The sequence below is a fragment of the Protofrankia sp. CiP1_Cm_nod3 genome, from assembly GCF_982290655.1.
Genome location: NZ_CEVIVD010000066.1, coordinates 5,526 through 18,182, shown reverse-complemented (window position 1 = coordinate 18,182; position 12,657 = coordinate 5,526). Strand labels below are relative to the sequence as shown.

The 12,657-nt window shown below is 69.8% G+C and carries 12 protein-coding genes and 1 tRNA gene; 5 read left to right on the top strand and 8 right to left on the bottom strand.

From position 1 onward, the window contains the following. Positions 1–3: 3 nt before the first annotated feature. Positions 4–1,314 (bottom strand): polyamine ABC transporter substrate-binding protein, encoded by a 1,311-nt coding sequence (locus tag AC5LUJ_RS14165; RefSeq protein WP_250290124.1) that lies wholly within the window; start codon positions 1,312–1,314, stop codon positions 4–6. A 379-nt stretch (positions 1,315–1,693) separates the two neighbouring features. Here AC5LUJ_RS14165 and AC5LUJ_RS14160 point away from each other — a divergent pair, with 379 nt between their 5' ends. Both AC5LUJ_RS14160 and AC5LUJ_RS14155 read left to right on the top strand, forming a co-directional pair. Further along, positions 1,694–1,951 (top strand): hypothetical protein, encoded by a 258-nt coding sequence (locus AC5LUJ_RS14160; RefSeq protein ID WP_250287562.1) that lies wholly within the window; start codon positions 1,694–1,696, stop codon positions 1,949–1,951. Positions 1,952–2,179: 228 nt separating this feature from the next. Next, a complete protein-coding gene (locus AC5LUJ_RS14155; RefSeq protein ID WP_493465072.1) occupies positions 2,180–2,911 on the top strand; it encodes a hypothetical protein in 732 nt (243 codons plus the stop codon). 73 nt (positions 2,912–2,984) lie between these two features. Here the strand turns inward: AC5LUJ_RS14155 and AC5LUJ_RS14150 are convergent, their stop codons facing one another. Beyond that, a complete protein-coding gene (locus AC5LUJ_RS14150) occupies positions 2,985–3,146 on the bottom strand; it encodes a hypothetical protein (protein WP_250287558.1) in 162 nt (53 codons plus the stop codon). Then, positions 3,143–3,895: a type IV toxin-antitoxin system AbiEi family antitoxin gene (locus AC5LUJ_RS14145; protein ID WP_493465071.1), complete on the bottom strand. Its 753-nt coding sequence runs from the start codon at positions 3,893–3,895 to the stop codon at positions 3,143–3,145. Before AC5LUJ_RS14145 ends, AC5LUJ_RS14150 begins: the two co-directional genes overlap by 4 nt. A gap of 449 nt (positions 3,896–4,344) precedes the next feature. Here AC5LUJ_RS14145 and AC5LUJ_RS14140 point away from each other — a divergent pair, with 449 nt between their 5' ends. Further along, entirely contained in the window at positions 4,345–4,575 is a 231-nt protein-coding gene (locus tag AC5LUJ_RS14140) for a hypothetical protein (protein ID WP_250290117.1), read from the top strand. Between the two features lie 7 nt (positions 4,576–4,582). On the opposite strand, the gene AC5LUJ_RS14135 is transcribed toward AC5LUJ_RS14140, so the two are convergent. Together AC5LUJ_RS14135 and AC5LUJ_RS14130 are read right to left on the bottom strand one after the other, a co-directional pair. Next, positions 4,583–4,659: transfer RNA gene (locus AC5LUJ_RS14135), tRNA-Met, on the bottom strand. An 80-nt stretch (positions 4,660–4,739) separates the two neighbouring features. Continuing rightward, complete coding sequence (locus AC5LUJ_RS14130) at positions 4,740–7,775, bottom strand: UPF0182 family membrane protein (RefSeq protein ID WP_493465070.1); 3,036 nt, start codon at positions 7,773–7,775, stop codon at positions 4,740–4,742. A 96-nt stretch (positions 7,776–7,871) separates the two neighbouring features. Between AC5LUJ_RS14130 and AC5LUJ_RS14125 the strand changes: the two genes are divergently transcribed. Beyond that, positions 7,872–8,378, top strand: coding sequence for a PPA1309 family protein (locus AC5LUJ_RS14125; RefSeq protein ID WP_250287011.1), 507 nt, complete (start codon positions 7,872–7,874; stop codon positions 8,376–8,378). 148 nt (positions 8,379–8,526) lie between these two features. Here the strand turns inward: AC5LUJ_RS14125 and AC5LUJ_RS14120 are convergent, their stop codons facing one another. From AC5LUJ_RS14120 to AC5LUJ_RS14110, 3 genes are all read right to left on the bottom strand, one after another. After that, positions 8,527–9,567, bottom strand: coding sequence for a YlbL family protein (locus tag AC5LUJ_RS14120; RefSeq protein ID WP_250287013.1), 1,041 nt, complete (start codon positions 9,565–9,567; stop codon positions 8,527–8,529). Positions 9,568–9,688: 121 nt separating this feature from the next. Beyond that, on the bottom strand, positions 9,689–9,925 hold the full coding sequence (locus AC5LUJ_RS14115) for a hypothetical protein (RefSeq protein ID WP_250287018.1): 237 nt from the start codon (positions 9,923–9,925) through the stop codon (positions 9,689–9,691). A gap of 55 nt (positions 9,926–9,980) precedes the next feature. Beyond that, complete coding sequence (locus tag AC5LUJ_RS14110; protein ID WP_493465069.1) at positions 9,981–10,541, bottom strand: molybdenum cofactor biosynthesis protein MoaE; 561 nt, start codon at positions 10,539–10,541, stop codon at positions 9,981–9,983. Between the two features lie 529 nt (positions 10,542–11,070). On the opposite strand from AC5LUJ_RS14110, the gene AC5LUJ_RS14105 reads away from it, so the two are divergent. After that, positions 11,071–12,534, top strand: a complete 1,464-nt coding sequence (locus AC5LUJ_RS14105) for a zinc-dependent metalloprotease (protein WP_250285129.1) — start codon at positions 11,071–11,073, stop codon at positions 12,532–12,534. Positions 12,535–12,657: the final 123 nt, after the last annotated feature.

The following is a 12,657-nucleotide window of genomic DNA, read 5'->3' as shown; positions in this document are numbered from 1 at the left end:
TCGTCAGGGCTGGTAGACGGACTGGAACAGGCTGTTCCACTCGACGGCCTCGAGCCGGCTCAGGACGCGGTAGCGCCGCAGCCGGGAAAGATCCGAACGGACCGGGAAAACCAGCGGGCTGTCGGCGGTGGCGACCAGCTGTGCCTGCGTGGGGCCGCTGGCGGTGCCCGCGTCCCGGATGATCTTATCCCGTGAGAACGGGACGGGGGTGATGTAGTTGATGCCCTCGGCGAGTTTCGCGGCGATGTCGGTCTGGTAGACGAAGTTCATGAAGGTGATGGCGTCCACCGGATGTGGCGCGGTGACCGGGATGCACATGCTGTCGGTCCACAGGATGCCGCCCTCGGTGGGAATCACGAAACGCAGGCCGGCACCCTCGGAATTGGCCTGGAAGATGTCCCCGGACCAGGCCATGGACAGCCAGATGTCCCCTTTCCTGAGCGGCTCGATGTAATCCTGCTGGTAGTAGTCGCGGACGATACGGGCGTCCCGCTGCCCGCGCAGGAGCTCCGCGGCCTTCCGCCAGTCCGCCGGCGTCGAGGCCTCCGGCGTGATCCCCATGCCCACCAGGGTGAAGTTCGGCAGGTCCCGGACGTCCCCGAACATCCCGACCCGGCCGGCGAAGGCCGGGTCGAACAGGTCACGGAAGCTGCTGATCTCCCGGCCGGTGCGGTTGGGATCGTAGGCGATCCCCGTGATCCCCGACTGCCAGGCGACCGTGAACCGGTTGTTCGGGTCGTAGGAGGGATTCGCCACGCTCTCGTCGGCGTTGGCGAGAAAGGCCGGCAGCCGGCCCGCGTCCAGCGGCGCCAGGTGGTTGCGCCGGATGAGGTCCGCGAGCACCTGCCCGTTGGGGATGACCATCAGGTCGTAGCCGGTCGGGCGGCTCGCCTCCAGCAGCGGCCGGATCCCCGCGTAGAACGACTCGTCGTTCTCGATGACCTCGCGGTAGGAGACCGTGATACCGGTCGCGCTGGTGAAGACGTCGAGCGTCGGATGGCTGTCGGGCCGGCCCGGGGAGGTGTCGATGTACAGCGGCCAGTTCGCGAAGTCGAAGTGGCCGGCCTGCGTCCGGCCGTTCCAGTATTCGGCGACGCCGCGTTCCGGCAGCGGGCTCGGCTCCGGGGGCAGCGGCGGCGCCACGGGGCGTTCCTTGCCGCATGATGCCGCCAGCAGGGCACCACCGCCGGCCAGCGCGCTGGAGAGGCCCAGGCCGGCCAGGCCGAGGAACTCCCGCCGCCCGAGCCCGCCGCGGCCCGCCGCCGGCCGGGCCGGGCGCCGGTGGGCCCCCCGGCGCGCGGACGTGCGTGGCATGGTCAGACCGCGCAGGAGGGCGGGATGGCAGGTATCACAGCGGCCGTCATCCGGCGCGTCGGCAGCGGGCTCTCCAGAACTCGGCGTCATCTCGACCCCTCCACAGGTAGACGAAAAGTAGCGATATCGCTTCTGATCGTTGATTGCGATCGGCACCCTTCTCGCCTGTATTCAACTGCGTGTCCAGATGGCTACTTTTAGGGCCACAATGTGGCACCATGCTCCGGACGGCACCGGCGCACCAGCACCCCGGCGATCATGCTTTTCCCGCGGCCGCGGTCGGAAAACCGACGTCCGACCGGAGCAACCAGTACCAGTGGACGAGAGTCCAACATGTGCGACAGCCGGAACCGCTTCGGTTCGGGAGGAGTGGATGACCATGGCGCTGGTTCATCACGATCCGCATGACGGGGTCCTGATCACCCGGATCGGTCAGGCGGAGATAACGGTCCGGCCCGAGCCACCGGCCGCCGCGGGACAGGCGCCGGTGATCCTGCTACGCCTGGACGCCCCGATGCTCGACGCCCTCGCCGCCGCCTATCTCACGCCCGAGGAGGCCCGCATGCTCGCCGAGGTGCTGCTGCGCTCGGCCGACCTGCTGCGCCCGGCAAGCCCCTGGCGCACCCCCGGCACCTGAACCAGCGGGACGCGGCGTGACGGCACAACGACCCGTCCCGCCCTTGTCACCGGACCTGAAAACCGGCCGGCGCGTCACCGCGCCCCGGCGGTATTCACGGAATCTCAACAGGCTGACGGCGATTTTACCCTGTCGATATCCGGACAGGCCTGCCACGGCACGACGGCCTCGCATTCATCCGAGTCAGCGGATATACCGGATGAAAGCTTTTACAGCCGTGGGGGCGTCATGCGTGTGTCCGTGCCTTTTGCTGTCCCCGTCACCCTGGCGGTCACCGCGGCAATCCTGCTGACGACGGGCTGCAACGTCAGCAGCGGTAGCAGCCGCTCGTCCGGCGGACGGTCGTCGCATGTCTCGAAGTCGTCCGACAGCAACCGGACGGGGACGCAGCACGTCACGTCACCGGCGACGTCACCCGCGACGGCGACGGCCAGCGCGTCCCCGGCGCGGGACGGCGATGTCGACGGCGACGGCCGCGCTGACTCGATCACACTTCCCGCCGCTGGCACACTCCTGGTCCGCTACGCGACCGGCCGTACCGACGAGGTTCCCTTCGAGGGCAATCCGGATCTGACGGTGCAGGGGGTGCTCGGCTCGGTCGACGCGGACCGGGACGGGCACGCGGAGGTGTTCGTCCGGGTCGACCGGGGAGCCGGGCTACAGGCGGCAACGGTCTTCCGGTACGTCGACTCCCGGCTGCGGCTGGTCACCCTCGACGGGCAGCAGGCGTCGCTGCCCTACGGCGCCTCGCTGCGGAACGCGGCGAAATGGGGCTGCCACCGCACGCAGTCACCAACTGCCGCGATCGAGATCTGGACGGGCACCAGCACCGACGGCAGGAGCTATCAGGGCCGCACCACCTTCTACGACTTCTCCGGCACCCGCCTGATCGCCCGCGGCCAGTCACCCCTGACCCCACCCCCACAGAACCTCACCTGCGGCTCGGTGAAATTCGACTAGAAACCCACCCACACAGCTTTCACACTCCTACCGCAGAAGTCTCGTCATGCCACTTGAGCCTGTCAGTACAGGCTCAGAAGACCAGTTCGTCGAGGCTGCCCCGCCCGTGCAGATCACGCAGAAGCAGGTCCTGGGCGATGTCCATGACGGCAGCGTCACGGCCGTCGACCCCAGCGCCTGGTGGGGTGTGCCGACCGATCCAACCGATCGTAACCGCGATGAGTCCACTGCTCATGTGACGGACTCCAGTTTTCGTGGGTCGAAGGGCAGCAGGGTGTCGGCCACCTGCCAGCGGCTGTCGTGTCGGACAACTTTGCGGCGTGGGCCGAACCACGTCTTCGTCGAAGGCCCGATGATCTGCTCGGCTACGTCGGGACGCAGCCCCTGGAGTAGATAGCCCGATCGGCTGGCGACCGTGGATGGACGCCTGCCCAACTCGACAAGCACGTCGTCAGTGGTAACTTCCGCGACCAGGTCCGGAAGCCATTCGAGTGCGCTGGACCATGAGCGTACACGAGTCGGATTCGTGGCCATATGTACCAGTACGCTCGCCGGGTGCAGCACTGGCACCCCCTTCGCTCGCTGGTAGTCGAGCCTGGGCGCGAACACCGACACGTCGAGGCCATCGGGCAACCGGCGGGCATCACGCTCACTCACCGCCGTGACCTCGACACGCGTTGGGGCCCGGTCCGCCAGGCCGAGCGCCCACGCGGCTGCCTGGAAAGTCAGGCCACAGGCGACCTCGCTGCGAGCGAGGACCGAACGCAGCAGGCGGGTGTGCCCGCCGCGGCTGTAAGGACCGGCCACCGCTGCCGGAGCGAACTCCCACACGCCGCGCTGGCCAGTCGGCAACAGCCAGCCACGCTCACGCAGCCGGGCCGCGACTGTCCGGGTAGCCGTGCGGATACCAGCCGCGCGGACCAGATCGTCAAGCCGCGCTGTCGTCACCAGATCCGCTTCCTCCAGCTCCAGCTGCTCCAGCACAGGCGCCAGCGAAGGGGGGATCGCTCGTGTCATGTGCAACCAGCCTGCCTCAGAAACAGATGCAACTTCGATAATCCTGACACCAGGATGGCTGACGCTCCGCGGAGGTGTCAATAACATCCTTCTTGTATCCACTTCTAAGACGAATAGGTAAAATTCGACGACGTTCTACGCTGTCGGCAGTCGCCGCAGTGGCCTGAGGAGCCAGAACAAACCGTGGAAGGCCACGCGGTGCATGTGATCATTTCGGTCTCGCGGGAGACGTACGCGACGGGGCCGCTGCCGAGCGTCGTGCGTCAGTCAGCCTCCCCCTGGCGGTGATGTGCAAGCAGATGTCGTGTGGCGCCGCTGGTAGCTACCTGGGCCGTCGGCGCCGGCAGCGGCCCGGAGGGACTCGGAGTCGTGGAAGTGGCCGCCGAGGGCGTGACAGGACAGGCCGGGTACTCGGCATGGAGCGCGGCGAGTCCGGCGGCGGCCAATCCGCAGCGTTGGTAGCGGGACAGGGTAAAGGTTGTTCGACGCAGCCGATCCCGCGCGACGGCTGGGACACGGCACGCCAGCAGATCACCGAGAGTGTGATGCGCGACACCGAGCTCTACTACAAGGGCGCGGAGAGTCCTGTCGACAAAAATCCAGAAGCCCTCTCGCCATTTTCTGGCGAGAGGGCTTCTGGATTATGAACTTACTTGGTAGCGGGGACAGGATTTGAACCTGTGACCTCTGGGTTATGAGCCCAGCGAGCTACCGAGCTGCTCCACCCCGCGTCGGTGTGTCTTCACCATACAAGACGCGGGGTGGGGGGTGTCAAATGGACATGATCGAATCTTCCGGCCGGCGGCCGGGCTTACCCTCCCGGCGCCCCGGCGGGGGCCATGGTTGCCGGTGGCGCCGGTGGCACGCCGCCGGGAGCGGCGGCCGGCGGCGCCGGGGAGCCCGGCTCGGCGGGCCCGGGAGACGGCGGCGGCGCGGGGCTCGCTGGCGGCGGCGAAGGCGCGGGGCTCGCTGGCGGCGGTGGCGCCGCGGTCAGCCGCCCCAGCCGGTCCAGGGCGTCCGAGAGGTCCTTCTGCGCGTTGCCGTAGGCGGTGAAGTCGGGCGGGCTCTTGCGCAGCGCGTCCTGCCCGGCGGTGAAGGCGCGGTCGGCGTCGGCGATCGCCTGCCGGATCTGCGGGTCGTTCGTGCCGCCCGGCGGGGGGCTCTCCGGTCCCGTACCGCCGGTGCCGCCCGTACCGCCAGCACCGCCCGTGCCGCCGCCGGGCGTACCGCCGACGCTCGTGCCGAAGACCTGGCTCAACGCCTCGCCCAGGGTCGGCGCGAAACCGATGTTCTCGCCGTAGACGGCCGCCACCCGTTGCAGGGTCGGGTACACGGCGTTCTCCCGCGCCTGGACGTAGTACGGCTCGACGTAGAGCAGCCCGCCCGCCACCGGCAGGGTCAGCAGGTTCCCCTGGATGGTCCGGGAGCCCTGGCCGCGCAGCAGGTTGAGCTCCTGGGAGATCTTCGCGTTGGACTCGATGAGGTTCTGCACCTGGACCGGCCCGTTGATCGTGACGCCCTTGGGCAGCTGCAGGACCTGGAACTCGCCGTAGCTGCCGGGATCGCTCGACACCGCCATGTAGGCGGCGAGTTTCGACGACGCCCGCGCCAGCAGCGGGGAGGTCAGGTTGAAGGTGGGCTGCGACTGCCCGACCAGCTGGCTGTAGACGTAGAACGGCGGCTGTGTCTGGTTCTGGTCGTCCGGGGCCGGTGAGACCGCCCAGAAGTCCTCCTGTGAGTAGAACTCACGCGGATCGGTCACGTGGTAGGAGGCGAGGAGGTCCCGCTGCACCTTGAAGAGGTCCTCCGGGTAACGGAGATGGCTCAGCAGGGACGCGGGAATGTCGCTCTTCGGCTTCACGCTGCCCGGGAACGCCTTCATCCAGGTCTTCAGGACGGGATCCGCCTCGTCCCAGGCGTAGAGCGCGACGGTCCCGTTGTAGGCGTCGACGGTGACCTTCACGGAGTTCCGGATGTAGTTGACCTCGTTCGCGGCCTGGTTGGCCCGGTTGGCCACCCGGGTGGTCACCGCGTCCGCGGTCACCGAGCCGAGGGTGCGGCGCTGGGCGTAGGGGTATCCGTCGGTGGTCGTGTAGCCGTCGAGAATCCACGTCACCCGGCCGTCGATGACCGCGGGGTAGGGGTCGCCGTCCAGGGTCAGCCAGGGCGCGACCTTGCTCACCCGGTCCCGCGGGTTACGCACGTAGAGGATCCGGGAACTGTCGGTGATGTCGCTCGACAGCAGGATGTTCTTCTCCTGGAAGCGCAACGCGAACAGGGCCCGCCGGAACGTCGAGCCGACCGAGACGCCGCCGCTCCCGTTGTAGCTGGTCGTCGCCTGGCTGCCGGCGGCGTCGCCCGGCCCGTCGATCTCGGCCTGCCGGGTGCCGACGATCGAGTAGTCCGGGGACAGCTCGCCGAAGTAGACCCGGCTCTCCCGTACGTTCAGCGGGCCGGTCGGCGGCAGGTTCTGCTCGGTGAAGACCGGGCGTCCGGAGCTGTCGACGATGTTCGCCGGCGCCGCGACGAACCCCTTGCCGTGGGTGTACGTCAGATGCAGGTTGATCCAGTTCCGCTGCTGCGGCGCGAGACCGCCCTGGTCGAGCTCGCGGACGGAGACCACGTAGTCCTGGGTGCCGTCGCGCCCGTCGGCGCCGGCGATGGTGTAACGGTCGATGTCGAGCGAGGCCGGGAAGCCGTAGTAGCCACGGATCTGCTGGAGCTGGTCGTAGGTCGCGGAGAGCACGTTCGGGTCCAGCAGGCGCGCGTTGGACAGCGTCGCCGAGTCCGCGCCGAGCTTGGCCGTGTCGGGTGTGGTGGACGCGTCGTAGGGCTGCGGTCTTATCTGGTCGATCCCGTACGCGGCGCGGGTGGCCGCGATGTTCCGCGAGATGTAGGGCGCCTCCCGGGAGGCCTCGTTCGGCCGGACCTGGAACTGCTGGACGATCGCCGGGTAGATGCCTCCCACCACCAGGGCGGACAGCACCAGTATCCCGGCGGACAGCAGGGGCAGCGTCCATCCCCGCTGGAAGATGTTGTAGATGAACAGCACCGCGCACAGCAATGAGATGAACAACAGGATGAGCTTCGCGGGAAGTACCGCGTGCGTGTCGGTGTAGGAGGCCCCGCGCACCGCCCCGCGCGAGGAGAAGACCAGCCCGAAGCGGTCGAGGTAGTAGGCCCACGCCTTCAGCAGGGCCAGCAGGCCCAGCAGGACGGATATGTGCACCTTCGCCGCCGGCACCACCCGCTCGCTCTGCGTCTGCAGCCGGATACCGCCGAACAGGTAGTGCGTCACCAGCGTCACCAGCAACGACAGCACCACGATGGTCAGCAGGAAGCCGAGCAGGAAACGCTGGAACGGGTAGGTGAAGGCGTAGTAGCTGATGTCGCGGTGGAACTGGGCGTCCCGCTGCCCGAAGGACTCCCCGTTGCGCCACAACAGCCAGGTCCGCCACCGGCCGGACGCCGAGACACCCGCTACTATGCCGAACAGGATCGACACGCCGAACAGGATCAGCACCGCGTACGGTTCGATGCCGGCCCGGTAGCGCTCGAGATTCTGCTGTTCGAGGGAGAGCGGGCGCACCGAGGGCCGCAGCCGGTACGCGAGCAGCAGGTTGGCACCCACCGCGACGGCCATCAGCGCACCGAAGACGACGAACAGCAGTATCCGTGTCGACAGGACGGTGTTGAAGACCTTGCCGAAGCCGACCGACCGGAAGAAGAGCAGGTCGGTGTAGACCCGGGTGAAGACGCCGAGTAGAACGACCAGAACGATGAGCACGACCAGAGTGGGGATGAGGATGCGGGTACGCGCCACCAGTGGCCTGCGGGCTGCTGCCACTCGCTTCTCCTTGTGTCGGGGGCACACGACCAGGTTGTCCACCTGGAAGGCAACCTACGCCAGTGCCCGACTGGCACCATCGGAGAGGATGGGCTAGTGAGCAGCCCCGACATCAGTGAGTTGACATCCGTTGTGCTGGAGGTCGAGCGGCACGTGGCCGATCTGGGCTGGGACCAGCCCAGTCAGGTGTACGCGCTGGCGGACACGTCCGAGCTCGTCGCCCGCGAGCCGGCCCTGGCCGCGCACATCGGCCAGATCGTCCCCGGCTCGCTCACCCCGGTCGAGCAGGAGCCCCTGCCCCCCGGGCGCCTGGACGAGGTGCTGGCCGGCATCGGCTGGCCGCAGGAGGTCCTTGGCTGTGTCCTGGTCACCGAGCTCGTCGTGCTGCCCCCGAGCGCCGAGCAGGAAGCCCCCTACGAGGAGGCGGACATCGAGATCTGGGCGGCCAGCCATCCCGAGCGCCAGGACGTGCGGCTCGCGGTCGGGGTGACCCGCGACGGGCAGCACGCGTCCTGCCTGCGGGTACGCGGGGACGAGGAGCTGGTGGTCGACCCGGACCTCGCCGACGGCCTCGTGGACGGCCTGCTCGCGACCTTCCACTGACCGGCGCCTTTCCCTGACCGGAGGATCGTTTCCCGGCCGGGACAGGCCCACCGGCCGGTGTGTCCGTCAGGTGGCCGGCTTGCCGGCAGCCGTCACCCGCCGGGATGGCCGTGTCAACGGGTGAGGCTTCTCGGGCGGGCGCGGGCGCTCAGCAGCTGGGGACGTTCGCCTGGGGATTGTCGGCGAGGGCGTGCAGGTCGCCGATGGCGTCCTGCAACGTCTCGACCCGGATGAGCCGCAGGCCGCCCGGGGCGGACTCCCGGGCGTCCGCGCAGTTCCCGGCCGGGACGAGGAAGGCGACCGCGCCGGAGCGGCGGGCGCCGAGGAGCTTCTGCTGGATGCCGCCGATCGGCCCGACCGTGCCGGCGGCGTCGATGGTGCCGGTGCCCGCGATCGTCCGGCCGCCGGTGAGCTGTTCGGGCCCGAGAAGGTCGACTATGCCGAGAGCGAACATCAGCCCGGCGCTCGGTCCGCCCACGTCCTTGAGCCTGATCGTCACCGTGAACGGGTAGCTGCGCTTCTCGGTGGTGATGATCCCGATGACCGGCCGGGACGGGTCGTCCGGCGCGGGCACCGTCATGATGTCGGCCTGCGCGGGCGCGCCACCGTCCCGGACGTAGGAGATGGCCACCGCCTGCCCGGGGCGGACCCGCGCTATCTCGTCCCGCAGCTGCCCCTGCGTGGTGATGGCGGCGCCGTTCACGGACACGATCACATCGCCCGGCAGCAGCCTGCCCTCGGCGGGCGAGCGCGCACCGAGCTGGTAGACGACCACGGACGTCCCGGTCGCGGCGACACCGAGCTCGCGGAGAGCCGCGGCGGTCGCCTGGTCCTGCGAGTCGATCATCGCCGCGGTGTTCTCCTGGCGGATCTGCTCCTCGCTGGTACCCGGCGGCTGGACCAGCTCCCGGGGCACCACGGCCTGGTCGCTGCTGAGCCAGCCGCGGACCGCGCCGAGGACGTTGAGCCGGGGAATCTCCTCGACCGTCGTCAGCTCGAGCCGCCCCGAGGTCGGGTAGGTCTGCCGGCCCTCTATTTCGATCAACGGCTTGCCGTCGGTACGCCCGAGCGTGTCGGTGACCGGCCCGGGCGAGAGCAGCACGAACGGCACCGGCAGCCACAGCCCGACGACCACGAGCAGTAACGACAACGTGGACGCAACAACGAGTGTCTGGATACGCCGCGTCATGTTCGCAGTCTAGCGAGCTGACAAAAAAGTGATCACAAAAAAGTGGCATAACTGTGGCGCAACCGCTCGTGTGGCCCGCAACGGCCGGGCCCACACGGGCGGATCCGCCACGGGGCGGCGGCTACGGCGCGTCCGGCGACCGCGGGTCCGGCGGGCGGCCGCCGGCCCGGGACGCCCAGCTCCGGTCACGACTGGACGGATCATGGGACGAGTGCAGCGGCCGCGCCAGAGCGGCCATGCTGCGCCGGTAGCCCTCAACGGTGATCAGTGCTTCGGGCCGGCGTTCCGGGCGCGAGCGCAGGGCGAACCAGACAAGGGTGACCAGAACGGCGACAGGCGGGATGAGCAGGAACCACATGGCGGCCTCGGCGTCGAGACGGGGGAAGGGAGGCGACCTTCATGGTAAGCCACGCTCAGCAGGCTCCCACCCACTCCGACGAACCGTCCGCGAAGACCTGCCGCTTCCAGATCGGCACCTGGGCCTTGACCTCGTCAATCAGGCGACGACAGGCCGCGAACGCCTCGTCGCGGTGCGCGGCCCCCACCGCGACGACAACGGCGATGTCACCGATACCGAGTAGTCCCGTACGATGAGTGACGGCAACGGTGAGCACCGGGTACATGGCAGCCACATCGTCCGCCACGCGTGTGATCTCGGCGCCGGCACGCGGGTGGGCAGTGTACTCCAGTTCGGTGACCGCGCGCCCGTGGTCGTGATCACGTACCGTGCCCACGAAGAGCGCGACCGCCCCCACCCCGGGCTCGCGGACGGCCCGCAGGCACTCGTCGACCGACAGTTCCTCCGCCCGGACCGACGCGAGGACGACCCGTGGCGCACCCGGCCGACCGGCCGCGTCGCGGGCGGCGCGCCGCGGGCCGGGGCCAGCAGCCGGGCCGGGGCCAGCAGCCGGGCCGGGGCCAGCAGCCGGGCCGGGGCCAGCAGCCGGGCCGGGGCCAGCGTGGATATCGCCCATGTGCCCGACCGTAGTCCGCGCGTAGGGCGGCCATCCGGCCGGCACCGGCTTCGAGCGGCAGAGGCGCCCTCCGGGACGCGGCCAGGAGGCGGCCAGGGGACGCCGGGACGCCGGGACGCCGGGACATCTGTCACGGCAGCGGCATCCGACGGGCACTGGGACGAATCTCACCGGCTGTCGGCGACAGCCGGGCATGATCATCGCGGTGCCGGCCCCTTCGAGCTCACCGGTCGCCGGCGACAGCCGGCAGCGGCGACAGCCCTGGTACCCCGGTTGGGACGACAGTGGGATTCAGGAGTGGAATCCAGGATCCAGCGGTGGGATCCAGGCGGTGGGAGCCATGGTATGCAGAGGCAGCCGGCGGACGGATTGTCCGGCTCGTGGCTTTCACCGGCGGTCATGGGCCGCCCCGTCGGCAGTCCTGGTGACGTCGTTTCGGCATCGCCAGGAAAACGCACTACCGTTGGTGCATGTCCGGATCCAGGGTCCATGAACCGCAGCGCACCTCCTCCCGGCGGGGGCGGTGGCGATGAGCGGCGGCTTCCCGTTCGGCTTCACCCCGGGCGGCTCGTCCTCGGGTGGCGCGGGCGGCGGCTCCGGCATGCCGTTCGGCACCGGGGCCCCGTTCTTCGCCGAACTCGAACGCCTGCTGTCCTGGCACGACGGACCGGTCAACTGGGAGCTCGCGCGCCAGGTCGCGGTACGTACCCTCGGTGACGGCGACCGGGCTGTCACCGAAGCCGACATCGAGGCCGTCCGGCAGGCGGTCCGGCTCGCCGACGTCTGGCTCGACCCTGTGACGCCCCTTCCCGCCGGGGCCACGGCCGCCGAGGGATGGACGCGCGGCAGATGGATCGAGGTGACGCTGCCCGTCTGGCGGACACTGTGCGATCCGGTGGCCGCCCGGGTGGCCGACGCCATGCGCGGCGGTATCTCCGGCGGGCTCGCGCAACTGGGCGACCAGATGGGCGACCTCGGTGCCGGGCTGCCGCCGGAACTCGCCGCTCAGCTCCCACCCAGCCTTGACCTGGGCCAGCTGGCGTCCGCCGGCGGCCCGATCATCCAAATGATCAACAGGATCGGCGGGATGCTGTTCGGCGCCCAGGTCGGCGAGGCGATGGGCCTGCTCGCCAGCGAGGTGGTCTCCGCCACCGACGTCGGGCTGCCGCTGGGCCCGGCCCGCACGGCCGCGCTCGTACCGGCCAACGTCGAGGCGTTCGGCGCCGGCCTGGAGGTCGACCCCACCGAGGTCCGGATCTACCTGGCGTTGCGCGAAGCCGCGTCCCAGCGTCTGTACGCCCATGTCCCGTGGCTGCGCGGGCACGTCCTCGGCACGGTCGAGGAGTACGCGCGGGGCATCGCGGTCGACCCGAACGCGGTCTCGCGGGCGATGACGATGCTCGACCCGTCCCGGCTGATGGATCCGTCCCGGCTGATGGACCCGGCGAGTTTCGCCGAAGCGCTCGGCGGTGACGTCTTCGACGACGCGACCACGCCCGAGCAGGCCGCGGCGCTGGCCCGCCTTGAGATGATCCTCGCGCTGATCGAGGGCTGGGTGGAGACGGTCACCGACGCCGCCGCGGCGAAGAACCTGCCGGCGGCGTCCAGGCTGCGCGAGATGGTGCGCCGGCGGCGGGCCGAGGGCGGGCCGGCCGAACAGACCTTCGCCACGCTCGTCGGCCTCAACCTGCGTCCCCGCAAACTGCGCGAGGCAGCCGCCCTGTGGGCTGCCGTGGGCGAGGCCAGAGGGATCGACGAGCGGGACGCGCTGTGGGCCCATCCCGACCTGCTCCCGGACGCCGACGACCTCGCCGACCCGCAACGGTTCGCCAACAGTGACACCGCCAGCACCGTGGGAGATCCTATCTCGGAACTCGAGCGGCTCCGGGACACCCCGCCGCCGAAGTCACCGAACGAGTCACCGAAGGAACCCCCCGGGCCTGCGGGCACACACGACCCGGATCCGCCCGATGGCCCGCGCGGCGGTCGTTGACCGTAACCACCACGCGGCCATAGTTTGACGGGTTTCTTCTCCTCGCCCGACATGGCCGTCGTGCTGCTCACCGCGATACACGGGCCGGCCGGGCGAGCTGGCCGTGGCTGCCGGCACCAGCCC